Genomic DNA, 21,533 nt, shown 5'->3' on the forward strand with positions numbered 1-21,533 from the left:
CGAAACCTTATTTTGTCTTCCTACCAAGAACATACACATGAACAGGAACATTTTCAATCTGCTCTTTTCTGCAGTATTAACACTCTCCACTACTTATTCGTTTGCGCAGTATCCTAAAATTCCGGAGGATGTTAAAAAAGCTTCTGATGAGATGATGAAAGAAACTGAACGTCAGTCAGAAATTGCCTGGGAAAAAGCCAAGGTGATTATTGCACAGGAATCAAGACAAGGGAAACCCTATATTCCATGGGCAGGCAGACCAACCGATTTGCCGCAGGCAGAGATTGCTGCTTTCCCTGGTGCAGAAGGTGGTGGTGCTTTCAGCTTTGGTGGTCGTGGTGGCAGGGTCATCGTAGTTAAGAATTTAAATGACAGCGGACCTGGTTCATTACGTGATGCCTGCGAACAGGGCGGGGCAAGAATCGTAGTTTTTAATGTGTCAGGAGTAATTCGCATAAAAACCCCATTGATCATCCGCGCGCCTTATATCACTATTGCGGGGCAAACTGCACCAGGTGATGGAGTTTGTGTAGCCGGCGAATCCGTTTGGCTGAATACCCACGATGTTGTAGTTCGTTTTATGCGTTTTCGTCGCGGTGAAACTTTTGTAGGCAGAAGAGATGATGCTATTGGCGGCAATCCTGTAGGAAATATCATGATTGACCACGTTTCTGCCAGCTGGGGATTAGATGAAAACATGTCGATGTACCGCCATATGTATAATGACAGTACCGGTAAAACTGAAGAGAAGCTGGCTACAGTAAATATTACTATACAAAACTCTATTTTTTCTGAGGCCTTAGATACCTGGAATCATGCGTTCGGAAGTACGCTTGGCGGGGAGAACTGTACGTTTATGAGAAATCTGTGGGCTGATAACGGGGCAAGAAACCCATCAATCGGCTGGAACGGTATCTTCAATTTTGCGAACAATGTAGTTTTTAACTGGAACAACAGATCTACAGATGGTGGAGATTATACCGCGTTATACAATATTGTCAATAATTATTACAAACCAGGTCCTGTAACCGACCTGAAAGAACCAATCAGTTACAGGATATTAAAACCCGAGTCTGGTCGCAGTAAACTTCCCTATGTGGTGTTTGGACGTGCCTATGTGGAAGGGAATATTATTGAAGGAAATGAAAGGGTGACTAAAAATAACTGGGACGGCGGTGTGCAGGTAGAAAATAAAAAAGGCGAGCTATTGACCTTTGAGCAGGCCTCCCCGTATTTTGCGGCGATGCGGGTGAATAAACCTTTCCCGATGGCTAAGATTACTATTTTACCAACATTAAAGGCGAAAGATTATGTGTTAGCCAATGCAGGGGCCACACTTCCTAAAAGGGATCCGGTAGATACAAGAATTGTGAAACAGGTGAAAACAGGTAAAATTGAATACATTGAAGGTGTGAAATTGCCTGAGAAAGATTTTGAACACCGCCGTTTACCTAAAGATTCTTACAAACTGGGTATCATTACAGATATCAGTCAGGTTGGTGGTTATCCTGAATATAAGGGAACGCCTTACAAAGATACTGATGACGACGGTATGCCCGATGCTTACGAATTAAAAAACGGATTGAATCCTAAGGATGCCAGTGATGCCGCAAAAATTGGCAAAAGTGGTTATTCAAACATAGAAGTTTACCTAAATAGTGTAGTTTCAACGGCTACTGTAAAGCCTGATTAATATGATAAAGTTCAGCTCGCTTTTAACGATAAGCACCGTTCTTGCACTAGTTAATGTGGCCCGTGCCCAGTATCCGGTTATTCCGCCAGAGATGGAAAAGAAAGCAGATGCTATCATGGAAAATATTACGGCGCTTTCAGAACAGCAGTTCTTAAAAGTAAAACCTGTGGTAGATGCGGAAGCTAAAAACGGGAAACCCTATATTCCATGGGCAGCAAAACCTTCTGATTTACCGCAGGCTAAACTTGCGGCTTTCCCTGGTGCAGAAGGTGGAGGTGCCTTCTCATTTGGTGGCAGAGGTGGTAAAGTCTTCGTGGTGAGTAGTTTGGCAGATGCTGGCAAGGGTACCTTACGTGAAGCTTGTGAACAGGGAGGTGCCAGAATCATTGTATTTAATGTTTCCGGGATTATCAGGTTAAAATCTCCGCTGATTATCCTTGCACCTTATGTCACTATCGCAGGACAAAGTGCGCCCGGTGATGGGGTTTGTGTCGCCGGAGAATCGGTATGGATCAATACACATGATGTGGTGATCAGGTACATGCGCTTCCGCAGAGGCGAAACTGATGTTACACGCCGCGATGATGCCATTGGTGGTAACCCGGTCGGAAATATCATCATTGATCACGTTTCTGCAAGCTGGGGACTGGATGAAAATATGTCTATTTACCGCCATGTTTATGATCCAAAAGATGGCTCTAAACCGGTTAAGCTGCCAACGGTTAATGTGACTATACAAAATTCAATCTTCTCTGAAGCTTTAGATACCTATAACCATGCGTTTGGCAGTACCATCGGGGGCTTAAACAGTACATTTATGCGCAATCTCTGGGCATCGAATATTAGCAGAAACCCTTCTGTAGGGATGTACGGCGATTTTGGTTTTGCTAATAATGTGATTTTTAACTGGTGGAACCGCAGTGCCGACGGAGGGGATAATGCTTCATTTTACAGCTTCATCAATAACTATTATAAACCTGGCCCGATCACCCCGTTGGATGCACCGATCTCTTACCGCATCCTGAAACCGGAATCGGGCAGGGATAAAAGATTTACCAGTGAATTTGGAAAGGCCTATGTGACGGGAAATATCGTTGAAGGGAATGAAAAGGTTACTAAAAACAACTGGGATGGTGGTGTGCAACCTGAAAGTAAAAGGGATTTGCAAAAACTGCTGGATTCTATACGGACAGATCGGCCGCTGCCAATGGCTAAAATATCGATCATTGATACGAAAAAAGCTTATGCGTATGTATTGGCAAATGCTGGTGCAAGTCTGCCAATCCGCGATGCGGTAGATACAAGAATTGTAAAACAGGTGCGTACCGGTAAGATTGAGCATGTGGCTGACGGCGTGTTGCCGGCGAAGCAGAGTTATGTGAAACGCCGCTTACCAGCAGATTCGTATAAGCAGGGGATCATTTCTGATATCGCACAGGTTGGTGGTTATCCGGAGTATAATGGAAAACCATATGTGGATACTGATAACGACGGTATTCCAGATGCCTGGGAATTAAAAAAAGGATTAAACCCTAGAGATGCCGCTGATGCTGCTAAAATTACAAAGAGCGGTTATGCGAATATCGAAGTGTATTTAAATAGTTTGGTGGATATTGGTCAAGTCAGGCCCTAATAAATTCCTATTATAATCACTGGAGTAAAAAGATAAATGTTGGATAAAATTTTAAATATTGATTGCGAATGTCAAAGCTGCTAGTGGTTTTACTCTTTATGACGGGTTCATTATCAGTATTTGCTCAAAAATCAAAAACTGTGGAGCCTCCTAAGCCTGTTTTTAAGGATAAAAACGGAAGGATGGCCTATACGCCAGATGCACAGGGTAATAGGGTGCCTGATTTTTCATTTGCTGGTTATATGGCAGGTGAAAGGGCTATTCCGATGGCAGCCGTTAAAGTATTGGTTCCGGTTAAGGCTGGTGATGCGACAGTAAGAATCCAGTCGGCAATAAACTATGTCAGTAGATTACCAATCGGAAAAGATGGATTACGAGGAGCTGTTTTGCTGTCAGCAGGTGTTCATGAAGTATCGGGAACCTTAACGATCCGGGCTTCGGGGGTGGTGCTTCGCGGGGCAGGAATGACTGATCAGGGCACGGTAATCCATGCCACCGGCTTAGACCGTATCGGTGTAATCAGGATACTTGGGAAAGCCAATCGCCTGGATGAAGCTCCCGTTACGATTACTGATCAATATGTTCCGGTAAATGCTACTCAAATTACGCTGTCCAATATAACGGGTTTTAAAACTGGAGACCCTATAAATATCCACCGGCCGTCTACAATGGAGTGGATTGAAGACATCCATACCGGACATTTTGGCGGTGGCATTACTTCTCTAGGCTGGAAAGCCGGACAGCGGGATGTGTACTGGGATAGAAAAATTACTGCAATCAATGGCCATGTAATTACACTGGATGCGCCCTTAACTACAGCGTTGGACGCCAAATACGGTGGCGCCACAGTAGCTAAATATAGTTGGGAAGGCAGAATTTCACAGTCGGGCGTAGAGCACATAAAATTAGTATCTGACTATCACAAAGAGAATACGAAAGATGAATACCACCGCTGGACGGCAATCTGTATGGAAAATGTGCAGGATGCCTGGGTTCGTCAGGTGGTATTTGAACATTTTGCAGGTTCAGCAGTGAATGTACTGGAAACAGCAAAAAGGATAACCGTTGAGGATTGCAAATCACTATCACCCGTATCTGAAATTGGCGGGGAAAGACGTCATACTTTCCTGACTACTGGTCAGCAGACTTTATTTCAACGATTGTATGCAGAATATGGCTATCATGATTTTGCAGTAGGCTTCTGTGCATCCGGACCGAATGTTTTTGTGCAGTGCCAGTCTTATTTGCCATTTAGTTTTAGTGGCACGATAGACAGTTGGGCCTCAGGAGTATTATTTGATATTGTCAACGTAGAGGGGCAGGCACTCAGTTTTATGAACAGGGGTCAGGATGGTCAGGGTGCAGGCTGGACGGCCGCCAATAGTATGTTTTGGCAATGTTCGGCGGCGAGAATTGATTGTTATCAGCCGCCAACGGCACAGAATTGGGCATTTGGAAACTGGGCACAATTTGCAGGAGATGGTTTCTGGGATCAGTCTAACGAACAAATTCAACCCAGGAGTTTGTATTATGCACAATTAAAAGACAGAATGGGTGAAAACGTTGACGCCAGAACATTCTTACTGCCGGTAGAAACTGAAGCCTCAAGCAGTCCCCCGGTAGCAGTGGCGCAAAAACTGACTAAACTGGCAATTGCTCCTGCCTTCACGCTGGCGGAATACATTGATCAGGCATCTGCAAGAAATCCTATACCCGGAACAATTGTAGCAGGTAATGCTACAACAAATATTAAATCAGCACTTGCTGGTGTGAAAAGCATTGATGAAATCGGTGCAGATCGAATTAAACAACCTCAATTAGCCGGAGCGATGTCTGTACAGAAGGGTATGCTTGTTCGTGGAACGGAACTCGTGCTGGGCGATCGTCAGGAGGTTCCCTGGTGGAATGGCAGTGCCCGTCCGTACGGGTTAAAAAACACTAAATTCCATATCACCCGTTTTGTGCCCGGTCGTGCCGGAAATGGGCTGACAGACGACCTGGATCAGATAACCACGATGATGCAGGAGGGCAAGCTGAATATTATAGACCATAACTACGGTCTTTGGTATGACAGGAGAAGAGACGATCATGAACGGATCCGCAGAATGGACGGGGAAGTGTGGGCACCTTTTTATGAGCTTCCTTTTGCGCGGAGCGGTCAGGATCAGGCATGGGACGGATTAAGTAAATATGATCTCACAAAATATAACCTTTGGTATTGGGACCGTTTAAAGCAATTTGCGGATCTGGCGGACCAAAAAGGGCTGGTGTTGATTCATCAGAATTATTTTCAGCATAATATCATTGAAGCGGGGGCGCATTATGCAGATTTTCCGTGGCGTACGGCAAATAATATCAATAACAGTGGATTTCCGGAACCTGTTCCTTACGCCGGTGATAAAAGGATTTTTATGGCTGAGCAGTTCTACGATATCAGCAATGCAGAGCGCAGGGCCATTCATCGTGCCTACATTAGGAAATGCCTGGAGAACTTTAACGGGAATACCGGCGTTATCCAGTTAATCGGTGCAGAATTTACTGGTCCGCTTCATTTTGTACAATTCTGGATTGATACCATTAAAGAATGGGAGAAGGAAACTGGCAAACATCCGATCATAGGTTTAAGTGTGACCAAAGATGTTCAGGATGCGATTTTAGCTGACCCTGAGCGGGCAGCTGTAATTGATATGATCGACATCAGGTATTGGCACTACCAGGCGAATGGCAGTGCTTATGCTCCGGAAGGTGGACAGAACCTGGCTCCAAGGCAGCACGCGAGGTTGCTTAAACCTAAGAAAACTTCTTTTGAAGAAGTGTATCGTGCAGTAGCTGAATACAGAACTCAGTATCCAGCTAAGGCGGTGATTTATTCAGGTGATAACTTTGATAGTTTCGGCTGGGCAATTTTTATGGCGGGTGGATCACTATCCAATATAGAAGGATTTAGTCCTGCAATATTAAGCCTGGCAGCGACCATGACTCCATTTTTACCAGAAGGAAAAGCTGCAGGACAGTACGGTCTTTCAGCAGAAGGAAAAGCTTATATCTTGTACAATGCTTCCGCTGAAGAGATAAAACTTGATCTGTCTGCAAAGCCCGGGAAATATCATCTAACCGTACTGGATCCCAAAAACGGAAAGGTCCTTCGGCAGGAAAAGATGACTGTCAAAGGAACAGTAGCGATGCAGAAAACAGGATCTGGTGACGAGGTAATATTAATCCAAAAACTTTAACTATGCGCTTGAATACATTTTATAGCTATTTATTGATCACTATTGCCAGCATCGCTTCTGGCTGCAATGCAGATAAGCCTGCTGACGATCAACATTCCGGTAAGCATGCCGTGGATGACAGCAAATCTGCTGCGCATCAAACGCTGGCTGTATCACCAGATAAAAGATTTTTAACAACCGCAGACGGTAAACCTTTCTTTTGGTTAGGTGATACCGCATGGCTGCTTTTTAGCAAACTTGGGAGGGAAGAAGCCGACAAATACCTGGAGGACCGCAAACAAAAAGGGTTCAATGTAATCCAGGTCATGTTACTGCACAGTGTTTCTTCAACCAATGTATACCAGGATTTATCTTTGGTCGGTGCCAATGTGGCTAAACCAGCATTGACTGCCGGAAATGACTTTAAAAACGACGAAGCATATGATTATTGGGACCATGTGGATTATATCATTGATAAAGCAGCGGAGAAAGGGCTATATATGGCATTGGTCCCGGTTTGGGGCTCCAACGTTAAAGACAAAAAAGTAAAGGCTCCTGATGCGAAACTGTATGCTGAGTTTTTAGCTAAAAGATACAGGGAACGCTGGAATATCATTTGGCTGGATGGTGGTGATATTAAAGGCTGTGACGGGATGGAGGTATGGACGACAATTGGTGAAACTTTACGGAAGAACGATCCGAACCATTTAATTACCTTTCATCCAAGGGGGAGAACGGCTTCTTCACAATGGTTTCATCAGGCTGCATGGAGCGATTTTAATATGATCCAGTCTGGTCACCGCCGCTATGATCAGGATACTTCTAAAAATGAAAAGCTGCATTATGGCGAAGATAACTGGCGTTATATTGAAGCTGATTACCAATTAAAACCTGTTAAACCCACAATTGATGGGGAACCTTCCTATGAGGGGATTCCTCAGGGATTGCATGATACCCTGCAGCCGAGATGGACAGCTGCCGATGTAAGAAGATATGGTTACTGGTCAGTTTTTGCCGGCGCATTTGGTTATACCTATGGTCATAACTCGGTGATGCAGTTCTATAAAAAAACAGATAAAAAGTTTTCTTATGGTCCGAAAGAGGAATGGACGACTGCCATCAACGCTTCGGGGGCTACCCAAATGAAATATCTTAAAGATTTAATGCTTTCACGATCATATTTTGACCGGGTGCCGGATCAGACCCTGATCGCGGGTAAAAATGGTCTTAAATATGAAAGATTAGTGGCGACAAGAGGGAAGGATTATGTGATGGTTTATACGTATACGGGGAGAACGATCAGCCTTAATATGGGTAAAATTGCTGGTGATCAGGTGAAAGCGTCCTGGTTTAATCCAAGAGACGGAAAAACAACCCTCATTGGTGAAGTGGACAATGCCGGGACACATCAATTTGATCCACCGGGTAAAGCTGCAAACGGAAATGACTGGGTTTTGCTATTGGATAAAATATGATGATGGTGGCATTTGGGAAAATATCGTTTATTCGTTTAGCCTTATTTGGGCTATTGATCGCTGTTTTTTGTTCCTGCAGCAAACAGGCCTATATTTTCACTTCATTTCATGAGCCGGCAACAGAAGGGTTGAGGTTGTTATACAGCGACGATGCCTATCACTGGAAGGATTTTAACAAAACCTTTTTAAAACCAGAAATGGGGACGCATAAAGTATTGCGTGACCCATCAATGGTGCAGGGACCAGATGGTTTATTTCATCTGGTATGGACCTGCAGCTGGAAGGGGGACAAAGGCTTTGGCTACGCCAGTTCTGCAGATTTGATTCATTGGTCGCCCCAAAAGTTCATCCCTGTGATGGAAAATGAACCATCTGCTGTTAATGTATGGGCGCCTGAGATTTTCTATGAAGATGAGACAAAGGAGTATATCATCATTTGGGCTTCTACCATTCCGTTCCGGTTTGCAAAAGGGATAGAGGAGGAAGATAATAACCATAGGATGTATTATGTGACAACGAAAGATTTTAACAGTTTCTCTGCAGCTAAGCTGTTCCTTGATCCTGGTTTTAGTGTGATTGATGCCGTGATCGTTAAGCGCAAAAGCAAAGATTATGTATTGGTTTTAAAAGATAACACCCGGCCTAACAGGAATTTGAAAGTCGCTTTTAGTGAAAGTGCTGTTGGTCCGTATGGTAAGGCTTCCGGAACTTTTAGTCCGAATTTAACCGAAGGGCCAACTGTGGTTAAAACGGGGAAAGATTGGCTGATCTATTTTGATGCCTATGGGCAAAAGACTTATTCAGCAATGAAAACCAGGGATTTTAAATCTTTTGCAGAGGTGACCAGTGAGGTTGCTATACCTGAAGGACATAAACACGGAACAATCATTAAAGTAAAGAAAAGTGTGGTTACGCAGCTGAAAAAGGAGAACAACATTGCAAATGCACAGCAAGACCGATTATAAGAAGAGCAAGATTGAAAAGGAATCACATGCCGTTCCAATAAAGAGAATATGAAATTGAAAATACTGAACATACTTTTATTTACTGCATTTGCTTCTTCATCAGTAAAAGCGCAGGATACAGTGCGTTATATTGGTAAAACGTTGGTTAATGCAGATTATCACCATGGTCAGCTTCAACCAGTGATGGGTGTGCACAGCATCCAGACTTTCAGAGCGAACAGGGAGCATCCGGAACTGGCAGAAAACTTTGGCTGGACTTACAACCATGCGCCCATGCTGGCTTACTGGAACAATAAATTTTATGTGGAATACCTGAGTGATAAAGTGGGCGAAAGTATCCCTCCGGGGCAAACCTTATTGCAATCTTCTCCCGATGGGTACAGCTGGACAAAACCAGATGTCATTTTTCCGGTTTACAGGATTCCGGATGGTACGACTAAAAAAGGAAGAAATGATGTAGCTAAAGATCTTGATGCCGTCATGCACCAGAGAATGGGCTTTTATGTTTCTGCTAAAAATGTATTCCTGGTACTGGGTTTCTATGCGATCAGTTTTGACGCAAAGGATGATCCCAACGATGGGAATGGAATTGGCAGGGCAGTCAGAGAGATTAAAGCAGATGGGAGTTATGGACCGATCTATTTTATCCATTACAACCCCGGCTATTCGGAGAAAAACACGAAATATCCACTGTATACAAATAGCAAAAACAAGGCTTTTGTAGCAGCCTGTAAAGAGTTGTTAGCCAATAAGCTGATGACCCAGCAATGGAATGAGGAAGCAGATCGTAAAGATCCACTCATCACGCTCCAAAAGCAGTATAAAGCATTTAGTTATTATCACTTACCCGATGGCAGAGTGGTTGGTTTATGGAAAAATGCACTGACAGCAATCAGCAATGACAACGGTAAAAGCTGGCCTGAAAACGCCAGTCGGGCACCCGGTTTTGTAAACAGCAATGCCAAGATTTGGGGACAACAAACCAGTGACGGAAATTATGCTACGGTCTACAATCCATCAGAATACCGCTGGCCATTGGCGATTTCATCCAGCAAAAATGGATTGGATTACACGAATCTCCTGCTGGTTAACGGAGAGGTGGCTCCAATGCGTTATGGCGGGAATTACAAGTCTTATGGTCCCCAGTACGTTCGTGGAATTGAAGAAGGCAATGGAAAACCTGCGGATAAAAAGTTATGGGTGACCTATAGCATGAATAAAGAAGATATCTGGGTTTCTTCGGTCCCTGTACCGTTAAACGCTATGACTTCAGCACCGGTGAATGATGATTTTAGTACAAGTCCGGCAAATAAAGCACTCGAATTTTGGAATATATACAGTCCGCTTTGGGCGACTGTAAAAGTAGAAGAAGGCAGTTTAGTATTGAAAGATAAAGATCCTTTTGATTATGCCAAGGCAGAACGGTTGTTTCCATCTTCCAAAAAAGTAATTGCTTCTTTTTCGGTTACACCAAAACAAAATGATTTCGGATTACTGGAGATAGAGCTTCAGGATGCAAAAGGGCTGGCTACAGTAAGGTTGACTTTTGATACTGCAGGCATGCTTAGTGCAAAAGCCGGGGCACGTTATAAGAACTTCATGAAGTATACTGCTGGTGAAACTTACGCGATCAAGTTGAAGCTGGATGCATTTACCCGGTTCTACACGGTTACGGTAAACGGAAAAGAGGTGTTAACCAGCCTGGCTTTCCAGCCCGTTGCGGAAGTGTCAAAAATTGTTTTTCGCACTGGCGATGTACGTACATTTCCGAATATTGATACCCCGGCAGATCAGACCTATGATTTGCAAAATGCCGGTGAATCAAAAAAAGAAGCAGTGTACTCCATAAAATATTTAAAAACAGAGGGATTTTAGATGAAAAGGCTAATCAGTTATTCGTGTTTCATTTTGTTGTTTTGCATGGCGATCTCTGCCAATGGCAAAGTCCTGCTGCCGCAGATTTTATCCAGTAATATGGTTTTGCAAAGAGATCAAACCGTCACTATCTGGGGTTTTGCCAATGCCGGCGAGCGGATTACCGTCAAATTTGCCGGTCAGACCCGCAAAGTTACCACCGGTGAGTCAGGAAACTGGAGCGTTGAATTAAAGCCCTTGAAAACCAGCTGGAAACCGCAAACGTTGACAGTCTCCGGAACAAATAAGATTGTCCTTACAAATATATTGGTAGGTGAAGTCTGGTTATGCTCCGGTCAGTCGAATATGGAGTACGCGATGCGCAAGCTGGTTAAAATTCCGAAGCCTAAGAATGAAAAGCTGGGTTTTCCATCTGATGAAGTGGCAAAGGCCAATAATGACCAGATCCGAATCTTTTTGGTGAATCGTAAAACACTGAATAAACCGGACTCTATACACAAAAGCTGGAGCGTAGCCCGCGATTCGGCCTTACGTGCATTTTCTGCCCCGGGTTATTTCTTTGCGAAAGAACTGCAGGAAAAGTTAGGCGTGCCGGTGGGAATGATCTCATCTGCAGTATCCGGAAGTGCTATCGAGCCATGGATTGCTGAAGGTGCTTTCCAGGCTGCGGATGAGTTCAGGAATCAAAAGGTGAGTAATGATCCCGGTAAGTTTTATCACACGATGATTGAGCCGCTGACAAAGTTCAAAATCCGTGGTTTTTTATGGTATCAGGGCGAGACCAACTGCTTTTTGAATGAAAGTCTCAGTTATGCGAATAAAATGAAAACCCTGATCGACAGCTGGCGCAAGGCCTGGAATAGTGGTGATCTACCTTTTTACTATGTGCAGATTGCCCCGTTCAATTATGCTAAAACAACTGGTAAAGTGATTTTAACGTCAGATACCGAACCTCAGTTCTGGGAAGCGCAGACACAGCTTTTGCGTTTGGCTAATACCGGCATGATATCCACTAACGACTTAACCGATACGAACGAGGATCTCCATCCAACTTATAAATGGGAGGTGGGCCGTCGACTGGCACTTGTGGCATTGGCTAAAACCTATCATCAAAAAATTGCCTGGTCGGGACCTCTTTACAAATCTGCCACTTTTTCATCTGGTCAGGCGATCCTGAATTTTGACCATTTAAATACCCAATCAGGATCAGTTTCCGGATTTACTATAGCTGGTAGGGATGGCAAATTTATACCCGCCGGTGCACACATTGATGGTGGCCATGTGATCGTATCGGCCTCCGCAATCAGCGATCCGGTAGCTGTGCGCTATAACTGGACAGAAAACCCGTCAGGTACTTTATTTAGTGAAGGTTTGCCCGCATTGCCATTCAGAACAGATAATCCATTAACGAATCAATTTAGGCCCAATTAATGAAACGTAGTTTTATACTTTTCTTGTGTCTGTTCCCGATATTTTTTGCTGCAACAGCGCAGCAAACAGAGAAACTGTACCTGAGTGGAACCGGCAATGACCATACGGTGAACTGGGACTTTTTTTGTACCGCAGGTGCAAATTCCGGTAAATGGACCACCATTCCTGTCCCCTCCAACTGGGAGTTGCAGGGCTTTGGAAAGTATGATTATGGTTTTGTTAAAGAAGTAAATAAAGGCAAGGAACAAGGCTTATACAAATACAGTTTTAAGGTGCCTGCGGATTGGAACAACCGTAAAATTAACCTGGTTTTTGAAGGGTCAATGACCGACACGGAGGTTAAAATTAATGGGCAGTCGGCCGGAGCAATCCATCAGGGATCGTTTTACGTCTTCAGATATGATATCTCTAAACTAGTAAAAACCGGATCTGATAACCTGCTTGAAGTAACTGTATCCAAACATTCAGCTAATCAAACTGTAAATGAAGCAGAACGCAAGGCAGATTTCTGGATATTTGGCGGTATTTTCAGACCTGTTTATTTAGAAGCCTTGCCCCTGATACACATAGACAGAGTGCAGATTGATGCCAAAGCAGATGGTGTTTTCTCTGCCAACCTTCAATTTGCGGGTGATGCCGACAAGGTCGAAGTTGAACTGCTAGCAAAAGATGGCAAACGATTAGGAAAAAAGTTCGGTACTGATCTGGTGAAAACAACAAGTAAAGCAACCGCCGGCAATCAATCCACGCTGAACACGCAGAGTTCCCTTAATCACCACGTTATATTAAATCATCAATTTGAAAATCCAGCATTATGGTCTTCAGAGTTTCCTAATCTGTATCAGGCCGTTTTCAGTTTATTCAAAAATGGGAAGGTTATACATCAGCTCTCAAAAAATATTGGCTTTCGAACAATCCTGGTAAAGGAGCGTGATGGAGTATATGTAAATGGCGTAAAGATCAAGTTTAAAGGGGTGAACCGTCATTCTTTTTATCCATCATCCGGCAGAACGACAAGTAAGAAAATAAGCATCGCTGACGTGGAGCTGATGAAGGAGATGAATATGAACGCCGTGAGGATGTCGCATTACCCTCCGGATGGCCACTTTCTTGATGTATGTGATTCACTCGGACTTTTCGTAATGGACGAACTGGCGGGTTGGCATGGTCATTACGATACACCCACAGGAACTAAGCTATTGAAAGAGATGATGCTGAATGATGAAAATCACCCTTCAATCGTTTTCTGGGCAAATGGCAATGAAGGTGGACATAACCGGGAACTGGATCATTTATTTGCGGAAGAAGATATTCAAAAACGCCCGTTAATACATCCCTGGGAGATTTTCGGCGGATTTGAAACTACGCATTACCGTGAGTTTAACTACGGTATTGGTAATTACGATCACGGACATCAGATTTTAATGCCGACAGAATTTTTACATGGTTTGTTCGATGGGGGACATGGTGCTGGTCTTGAAGACTATTGGAATGCAATGTGGAACAACCCGCTTTCTGCTGGCGGTTTCCTGTGGGATTTTGCTGATCAGGCGGTGGTACGTACCGATAAAAATGGCGAGCTGGACACGGATGGGAACCACGGTCCGGATGGTATTGTTGGTCCTTACCATGAGAAAGAAGGCAGTTTCTATACGATTAAAGAAGTATGGAGCCCTATTTTTGTGGAACGCACAGAAATGACGGCCGGTTTTGACGGATCATTTAAACTGGAAAACAGGTATGCATTTACCAATCTGAACCAATGCAGTTTTGAATGGAAGCTTAAAAACTTGAAATCCGCTACGGAAGAGCACACGTTTAAAGCTGGCAAAATTGAATCTCCTGATATCAAACCTTTCGAAAAGGGCAGGCTGAAGGTCAACTTACCATCGGACTGGAGAAGTTTTGATGCCTTGTATTTAACCGCTAAAGCTCCTGATGGAAAAGAATTGTTCACCTGGAGTTTTCCAATTACCCTGCCTAAAGATGATGCGGATCGGATTGTGGTTAAACAAGGTCCTTCAGCTGCTAAGATAAAAGAAACAGCCACGAACTATGAGGTTACCGCCAACGGGATTTCAATATCATTTAATAAAAATACGGGCTTACTCACTGAGGTCAAAAACGCTAAGGGAATTATACCTTTTGCAAATGGTCCGGTTTTACAGGAAGGTGAAAATAACTTTAAGGGCTTCAGTTATAAGCTGGAAGGACAAAATTTAGTGATCTCTTCTACATTCGATAAAAAGGAGAGTTTTAACACATTGGAATGGACTATCTACCCTTCCGGATGGATCAAAATGCAAGTTAAATACTTTCCGTCTGCCTACTTCACAACCTTCGTAGGATTGAACTTTTCATACCCGGAATCGGAAATCAAAAGTGTAAACTACAAGGGTAAAGGCCCATACCGGGTTTGGAAAAACAGGATGAAAGGGAACCAGTTCGGGATCTGGAATAAAGACTATAATAATTCAGCAACAGGAGAAGCACCCTGGGAATATCCGGAATTTAAGGGGTATTATGCTAACCTGTACTGGTGTGAGTTTATAGGTGCAGCGCAACGTTTTAAAGTGGTGACGGATCAGGAGGATATATTCTTAAGGTTATTCACTCCTAAGAAGTCTAAGGATACGGAGTATGACAATATCAGTCCGACTTTCCCCAATGGTGATATTTCTTTTATGAACGGTATTTCTGCGATTGGGACCAAAACCCAGAAACCAGAAACCACCGGGCCAATGGGAATGAAGCATGTGTATTACGATTATGATAAGACGCCAATGAGAGCTTTGGATATGACTTTGTATTTTGATTTTAGCGGACAATAAGGAATCTGATCCTCATTTCAGAAGATGATAGCAATGAATATAAAAATATACATATCAATTATAAGTATTTGTTTGCTGCCATTTGCAAAACTGGCAGCACAGGTGGCGTTACAAAATACCACCTGCGAAATGCTGTTTAATCCGCGGGGAATTGATGTTGTTCAACCCAGATTAAGCTGGGAAATAGTTTCCAAAGGGCATAACGTTAAACAACAGTCTTACCAGCTGCTTGTCGCTTCAACGCTGGATAAGTTAAATGCTAATGAAGGTGATTTATGGAACCCCGGCAAAGTAAACCTGCCACAATCTATTCATGTAAAATATGCCGGTGCAAAATTGAAAAGCCGCATGGCTACTTTTTGGAAAGTTAAAGTATGGACTACTGCTGGTGAAAGTGAATGGTCGGCACCAAATACGTTTACGATGGGCTTGCTGTATTATAAGGACTGGCCAAAAGGTTGGATAGGATTCGACCGTGCTTTTCCCTGGGATAATATGCTTACCGACTCAAGATTGTCGGCCCGATATTTCAGAAAAGAATTTCAAAGTACAAAAAAGATAAAGTCTGCAACGGCCTCCATTATTGGTTTGGGCTTGTATGAATTATATATCAATGGTAAAAAGGTTGGAGAAGATGTATTATCGCCGACTGCTACGGACTATACCAAAAATGTAAAATACAATACGCTGGATGTGACCAGTTATCTTCAGGAAGGCAGAAATACCGTAGGTGCAATTTTAGGTAATGGTCGTTTCTTCGCCATGCGACAGCACAATAAGCCTTATAAAGTTAAAACCTTTGGTTTCCCTAAAATGCTGTTGAATATTAATATTGTGTATACTGATGGCAGTACGGCTAATATCGATACAGATAACAGCTGGAAAGGAACTGCAGATGGCCCAATCCGTACCAACAATGAATATGACGGAGAGGAATACAATGCAGTCAAAGAAATGCCAGGCTGGAACAGGAATGGTTTTGATGATGCCAAATGGCTGAAGGCAGAGTTTGTACAGGAGCCTGGCGGTAATTATGAGGCGCAGATGAACGAAAATATCAGGGTGATGAACACCCTAAAACCCAATGCTGTCCTAAAGCGCTCTGGCGGAAGGTACATCATTGATATGGGCCAGAACATGGTGGGTTGGTTACAGATCAGGGTAAAGGGGCAAAAAGGGCAGCAGATCAAATTAAGGTTTGCAGAATCATTGCAGGATAACGGAGAGCTTTTTACGGCGAATCTGCGTGATGCAAAAGGCACTGATCTATATACATTAAAGGGTATAGGAACAGAAAGCTGGGAGCCCACCTTTGTTTATCGCGGCTTTAGATATGTAGAAATCAGCGGCTACAGTTACGCCCCGACGGTAAATGATTTTACAGGTAAAATGATTTACGACAATATGAAAACGGTTGGGACTTTTGAAAGTTCTAACCCTTTACTCAACCAAATCTTTAAAAATGCCTGGTGGGGAATAGCAGGCAATTACAAGGGTATTCCCCTAGATTGCCCGCAACGAAACGAACGCCAGCCCTGGTTGGGTGACCGGGGTACGGTCGCGCATGGAGAGAACTTTGTGTTCGACAATGGGAGGTTTTATGCGAAATGGCTGCAGGATATTCGTTATGCACAAAAGGAAGATGGAGCTATCCCTGATGTCGCCCCTGCATTCTGGCGTTACTACAGTGATAATATGACCTGGCCGGGCACGCTGTTATTGGTTTCAGAAATGCTTTACAATCAAACAGGTGACTCTTCTGCGATACGCGACAACTATCCGGCAATGAAAAAATGGCTTGCGTATATGCGGGACAGGTACATGAAAGATTACATCCTGACGAAAGACAGTTATGGCGACTGGTGTATGCCGCCAATAACTATTGAAGCAGGAAGAGGTAAAAGCGCTGATCAAAAATATCCTTCAGCACTGATATCTACAGCGTATTATTATCATTTTATGGAATTGATGATGGCATTTAGTAAAGTAAGCGGTCACGATAGTGATTATAAAGAATTTGAGACAATGTCCGGGCATATTAAAGATGCTTTCCACAAGAAGTTTTACAATGAGAAAGGCTATTATGCTTCCAATGCATTAACCGATAATATTATTCCGCTTTATTTCGGGATGGTGCCTGAAGCGCATGTCGAAGAGGTTTTCAGGAATATTGTTTACACCGTGGAGGTGACAAACAAAGGGCACCTAAGCAATGGCCTGGTGGGCGTACAATGGCTGATGCGCTGTTTAAATGATTATGGGCGACCCGATCTGGCTTATACCATTGCTACTCAGAAATCTTATCCCGGCTGGGGATATATGATCGATAACGGCGCAACAACTATTTGGGAATTATGGAATGGCAATACGGCCGATCCTAAAATGAATTCACAGAACCATGTAATGATGCTGGGCGATTTATTGATCTGGTATTATGAGAACCTTGCAGGTATTAAAGCTGCCAGTCCAGCTTTTGAGCAGATTAAAATGAAACCTGAGCTGATCGATGGATTGAACAGTATTCATGCAAGTTATCATTCGGTATACGGAGATATCAGAAGCAGTTATACCAGAACAGCAAAGCAGTTTAAATGGAATATCACTATCCCGGCAAATACAACGGCTGTGGTGTATGTGCCAGCGGAAAAAAAGGAAGAGGTGAAGGAATTGCTGGTTGGGCAGAAAGCGTTGAAATTTATAAAAATGGAAGAAAACCGGGCGGTCTATGAATTGGGCTCCGGGGATTATTCTTTTGAAGTGAGCCCTAAATAAGTGATCAATTTCATTGCAGTGGGCAATGATGAAAAATATTTTAATAACCGATATAAATCTATATGATGATGAACTTTTTAAAGCCAGTTTTATTGGGTATGCTGATGATGCACGCGGCAAGCTCTTTTAGCCAGAAGAATGGAGCCGCTGACAAGCTGACCTCTGCTCAGGCCTTAGCTTCTGCAGAGGTGAGTTCGTCGCTCGATAAATGGCAATCAGGAGTGGTGAAACAAGAATTTCTTTATGATAAAGCACCATTTCCATCTTGCCACTCGGCCACTCTTGCGGAAACTCCATTTGGATTAGTGGCTTCCTTTTTTGGAGGTACCAAAGAGCGTAATCCTGACGTAGAAATTTACATCAGCAGATATCTGAATGGAAAATGGCTGGCACCAGTTTCAGTGGCTAATGGTATTCAGCCTGATGGCAAAAGATTGCCCACCTGGAACCCTGTACTGTATCAGGTACCCGGAGGTGATTTGTTGTTGTTTTATAAGATTGGTCCTAAACCATCGGAATGGTGGGGTTTGATGAAGAGCTCTAAGGATGGCGGGTTGACCTGGTCTGAGGCCAAAAAACTGCCTGATGGTCATATCGGGCCAGTAAAAAATAAACCTGTTTTGCTCAGCAACGGGAACCTTTTTGCACCCTCCAGTAGAGAGGGTGATGGTTGGAAGATCCATTTTGAGGTGACTAAGGACAATGGTAAAACATGGAGGACTGTTGGTCCGCTTCCCGAAAATGGAATTAAAGCTATTCAGCCCAGTATTTTACAATACGGCAACGGTAAGCTACAGTTGCTTGCCAGAACAGCTAACAGGGCAATTGTTGAGTCCTGGTCGACCGATAATGGGGAAAGCTGGTCGCCCTTAACTAAAACATCCTTACCGAATAACAATTCCGGAACCGACGCGGTAAGCACGAAGAGCGGCTTACAAGTGTTGGTCTATAACCATGTATTACCTCCGGGCGACTTAGCTAAGGGGCCTCGTACGCCACTAAATGTTGCTGTTTCCAAAGACGGAAAAAGCTGGTCGGCCGCCCTGATTTTAGAAGATTCCCCGATTAGCCAGTATTCTTATCCGGCAGTAATCGAAACTGCTGATGGGATGCTGCATTTTATTTACACCTGGAGAAGGCAAAAGATCAGACACGTAGTCGTAGATCCTTCCAAACTGAAACTGAAAAAGATAAAAGATGGCCTTTGGCCAGCCTTAAAAGGTTATACAGCTCCCGTAATTAAAGAAAGCAAAAATGAAGAACCGAACTAGAATCACGCCTGTAAAATATTGGCTTCGGCTCGTTCGCAACCTGCATTTTAAGAGCAGAACTGTGCTGTTAGTCGCAGGACTGTGTGCTGCTTTAAACCTCCGCGCCCAAAGCCAAAATGCTAACAGTCAATATAACGCTGACAATCAATATAAAAAGCCTCTTGTGGAAGTGCTTAACGCTGTAGAAAGCCGCTTTCAGTTGAAGATTAAATTTACGGATGCGCAGGTAAAAGATAAGTGGGTGAATTATGCAGACTGGAGGTTTCGCGCTGATGCAGATGAAACCCTGGCTAATATTCTAAGCCCTTTAGACCTAAAAGTAAATAAAGAGAAACCCGGTCTGTACAAACTGAAAGCATACGAATACTATCGCTGGGAGGTAAAAGATGGATGGGCCTATCTGGATAGTTTAGCATTAAAGTATCACGATCAGGCCAGTTGGGAACAGCGGAAAGCGCAGATCAGACCTGAATTATACACAGCTTTATTTCTTGATCCATTACCTGCAATGCCTGCGTCAAAACCGATCATCACACCGAAAAGGGTAATGGATGGTTATACCGTTGAAAACATTGCTCTTGAGATTTTACCCGGCGTGTGGATTAATGGTTCGATCTATAAGCCCTTGAAGATTAAAGGGAAGTTGCCGGTAGTATTAAGTCCGGATGGCCATTGGGACAAACAACGTTACCGGGCAGATTGCCAGATCAGGTGTGCGATGATTGCGAAGATGGGTGCGATGGCTATCAGTTATGATTTGTTTGGCTGGGGGGAATCTCAGCTGCAGTTTAAATACGAAGATCACCGCAGAAGTTTGGCGCAAACCATTCAGACATTAGGTGGAATACGTATACTCGACTATGTTTCTTCTTTAAAAGAAACCGATACAAACCGCATTGGCATCAGCGGCGGTTCGGGAGGCGGAAGCCATACGATATTAATGGCAGCGATGGATGACCGCATTAAATTAAGCGCACCGGTGGTGGCCATGTCATCCTATTTTTATGGGGGCTGTCCCTGTGAGAGTGGCATGCCGATCCATCAGTGTGCGGGCGGAACAAATAATGTAGAGTTAGCTGCAATGGCTGCCCCAAATCCGCAATTAATTGTATCAGATGGCAGCGACTGGACTGCGCATACTCCGCAGCATGATTTTCCTTATCTACAAAAGCTGTATAGCTATTATGGAGAGAAAAGCAAGGTAGAGAATGTTCACCTGCCCAATGAAAAGCATGATTTTGGAATTAATAAACGTATTGCGCTGTATGATTTTCTGGTAAAATATTTCCATCTGAACGCAGCAGGCTTAAAAGATAAAACAGTTAAATACGACGAGCGTAAAGTAACCATTGAAAAAGAAAATGCACTCTATGTTTTTGGCGATAAGGGAGAGCGATTGCCGAAAAATGCAGTAATGGGATTTGGACAATTGGAAAGTTTATTCTATTCTAAAACGGGTAATTAATATGACTGAGGTAAATCAAAACAGAAGACGTTTTATCGGGCAATTTTCATTGCTGACAGGTGGTTTATTTCTTCCTGGTTCGTTGCTGCTGGCGGCAGGGAAGCAGCAACGTTATAAAGTAGCTGTGATCGATCTGATGATCCTGAAGCGCCAAAAACTCAGCGCTATTCCCCTGGCAAGAGAAATTGGTGCAGACGGTTTAGAATTGGATATGGGCGGTCTGGGCAACAGGGAAACTTTCGAGAGTAAACTGGCCGATCCGGCAATCAGAACACAGTTTTTGCACCAGGCAAAAGCATTAAACATTGAAATCTGTTCCCTGGCTATGACCGGTTTTTATGCGCAGTCTTTTGCCACCCGGCCAACTTATCAAAAGATGATACAGGATTGTTTGGATACGGCGAAAGCGATGAAAGTTAAGGTGGTTTTTCTTCCTTTGGGCATACAGGGAGATCTGGTTAAATATCCCGAATTAAGGGGCGCAATTGTAGAGCGGTTAAAGATAGCCGGTAAAATGGCTGCTCAAGCTGGTGTTGTCATTGGAATTGAAACCGCTTTAGACGCTACAGCTGAACTGCTTTTGCTTAATGATATAGGTTCTAAAGCGGTGAAAAGCTATTTCAATTTCTCGAACGCAATCAAGAATGGAAGGGACCTGCTTCAGGAACTCACTATATTAGGAAAGAAAAACATCATCCAGATTCACTGTACCAATGAAGATGGTGTTTGGCTGCAGAACGATCCTAAAATCAATTTAAAAGAGGTTAAGCGTACATTAGATGATATGGGCTGGAAAGGATGGCTGGTCGTGGAGCGATCCAGAGATGCAAAAATGCCGACAGCTGTAAAACAAAACTTTAGTGCAAATACGGCTTACCTGAAATCAGTTTTTCAAGTTTTTAATCCCTAG

The 21,533-nt window shown here is 43.5% G+C and carries 12 protein-coding genes; all 12 read left to right on the plus strand.

What is annotated here, in order from left to right; translation table 11 throughout:
• Nucleotides 1-37: 37 nt before the first annotated feature.
• The 12 genes from OQX62_RS12850 (at nt 38) to OQX62_RS12905 (ending at nt 21,533) form a co-directional block, all read left to right on the plus strand.
• On the plus strand, nt 38-1,693 hold the full coding sequence (locus tag OQX62_RS12850; RefSeq protein WP_265831937.1) for a pectate lyase family protein: 1,656 nt from the start codon (nt 38-40) through the stop codon (nt 1,691-1,693).
• A gap of 1 nt (nt 1,694) precedes the next feature.
• Nucleotides 1,695-3,326: a polysaccharide lyase gene (locus OQX62_RS12855; protein ID WP_265831938.1), complete on the plus strand. Its 1,632-nt coding sequence runs from the start codon at nt 1,695-1,697 to the stop codon at nt 3,324-3,326.
• A 68-nt stretch (nt 3,327-3,394) separates the two neighbouring features.
• Complete coding sequence (locus tag OQX62_RS12860; RefSeq protein WP_265831939.1) at nt 3,395-6,559, plus strand: DUF6298 domain-containing protein; 3,165 nt, start codon at nt 3,395-3,397, stop codon at nt 6,557-6,559.
• A 2-nt stretch (nt 6,560-6,561) separates the two neighbouring features.
• The gene (locus OQX62_RS12865) at nt 6,562-8,013 is read left to right on the plus strand and encodes a glycoside hydrolase family 140 protein (RefSeq protein WP_265831940.1); all 1,452 of its coding nucleotides are present in this window, start codon (nt 6,562-6,564) and stop codon (nt 8,011-8,013) included.
• Nucleotides 8,010-8,978: a glycoside hydrolase family 43 protein gene (locus tag OQX62_RS12870; protein ID WP_265831941.1), complete on the plus strand. Its 969-nt coding sequence runs from the start codon at nt 8,010-8,012 to the stop codon at nt 8,976-8,978. Before OQX62_RS12865 ends, OQX62_RS12870 begins: the two co-directional genes overlap by 4 nt.
• A gap of 48 nt (nt 8,979-9,026) precedes the next feature.
• On the plus strand, nt 9,027-10,853 hold the full coding sequence (locus tag OQX62_RS12875) for a six-hairpin glycosidase (protein ID WP_265831942.1): 1,827 nt from the start codon (nt 9,027-9,029) through the stop codon (nt 10,851-10,853).
• A complete protein-coding gene (locus OQX62_RS12880) occupies nt 10,854-12,284 on the plus strand; it encodes a sialate O-acetylesterase (RefSeq protein WP_265831943.1) in 1,431 nt (476 codons plus the stop codon).
• Nucleotides 12,284-15,115: a glycoside hydrolase family 2 protein gene (locus OQX62_RS12885; RefSeq protein WP_265831944.1), complete on the plus strand. Its 2,832-nt coding sequence runs from the start codon at nt 12,284-12,286 to the stop codon at nt 15,113-15,115. The genes OQX62_RS12880 and OQX62_RS12885 overlap by 1 nt, the downstream gene beginning before the upstream one ends.
• A 72-nt stretch (nt 15,116-15,187) precedes the next feature.
• Entirely contained in the window at nt 15,188-17,887 is a 2,700-nt protein-coding gene (locus tag OQX62_RS12890; protein ID WP_265831945.1) for an alpha-L-rhamnosidase, read from the plus strand.
• A 62-nt stretch (nt 17,888-17,949) separates the two neighbouring features.
• A complete protein-coding gene (locus OQX62_RS12895; RefSeq protein WP_265831946.1) occupies nt 17,950-19,158 on the plus strand; it encodes a sialidase family protein in 1,209 nt (402 codons plus the stop codon).
• The gene (locus OQX62_RS12900) at nt 19,142-20,623 is read left to right on the plus strand and encodes an acetylxylan esterase (protein ID WP_265831947.1); all 1,482 of its coding nucleotides are present in this window, start codon (nt 19,142-19,144) and stop codon (nt 20,621-20,623) included. Before OQX62_RS12895 ends, OQX62_RS12900 begins: the two co-directional genes overlap by 17 nt.
• A gap of 1 nt (nt 20,624) precedes the next feature.
• On the plus strand, nt 20,625-21,533 hold the full coding sequence (locus OQX62_RS12905) for a sugar phosphate isomerase/epimerase family protein (RefSeq protein WP_265831948.1): 909 nt from the start codon (nt 20,625-20,627) through the stop codon (nt 21,531-21,533).

The sequence above is a fragment of the Pedobacter sp. MR2016-24 genome (assembly GCF_026239655.1).
Taxonomy (GTDB): Bacteria; Bacteroidota; Bacteroidia; order Sphingobacteriales; family Sphingobacteriaceae; genus Pedobacter.

Bases quoted from the DNA above. Each gene is read 5' to 3' on its own strand.
- OQX62_RS12850 (WP_265831937.1), top strand. From the start codon at position 38: ATGAACAGGAACATTTTCAATCTGCTCTTTTCTGCAGTATTAACACTC.
- OQX62_RS12855 (WP_265831938.1), top strand. From the start codon at position 1,695: ATGATAAAGTTCAGCTCGCTTTTAACGATAAGCACCGTTCTTGCACTA.
- OQX62_RS12860 (WP_265831939.1), top strand. From the start codon at position 3,395: ATGTCAAAGCTGCTAGTGGTTTTACTCTTTATGACGGGTTCATTATCA.
- OQX62_RS12865 (WP_265831940.1), top strand. From the start codon at position 6,562: ATGCGCTTGAATACATTTTATAGCTATTTATTGATCACTATTGCCAGC.
- OQX62_RS12870 (WP_265831941.1), top strand. From the start codon at position 8,010: ATGATGATGGTGGCATTTGGGAAAATATCGTTTATTCGTTTAGCCTTA.
- OQX62_RS12875 (WP_265831942.1), top strand. From the start codon at position 9,027: ATGAAATTGAAAATACTGAACATACTTTTATTTACTGCATTTGCTTCT.
- OQX62_RS12880 (WP_265831943.1), top strand. From the start codon at position 10,854: ATGAAAAGGCTAATCAGTTATTCGTGTTTCATTTTGTTGTTTTGCATG.
- OQX62_RS12885 (WP_265831944.1), top strand. From the start codon at position 12,284: ATGAAACGTAGTTTTATACTTTTCTTGTGTCTGTTCCCGATATTTTTT.
- OQX62_RS12895 (WP_265831946.1), top strand. From the start codon at position 17,950: ATGATGATGAACTTTTTAAAGCCAGTTTTATTGGGTATGCTGATGATG.
- OQX62_RS12900 (WP_265831947.1), top strand. From the start codon at position 19,142: ATGAAGAACCGAACTAGAATCACGCCTGTAAAATATTGGCTTCGGCTC.
- OQX62_RS12905 (WP_265831948.1), top strand. From the start codon at position 20,625: ATGACTGAGGTAAATCAAAACAGAAGACGTTTTATCGGGCAATTTTCA.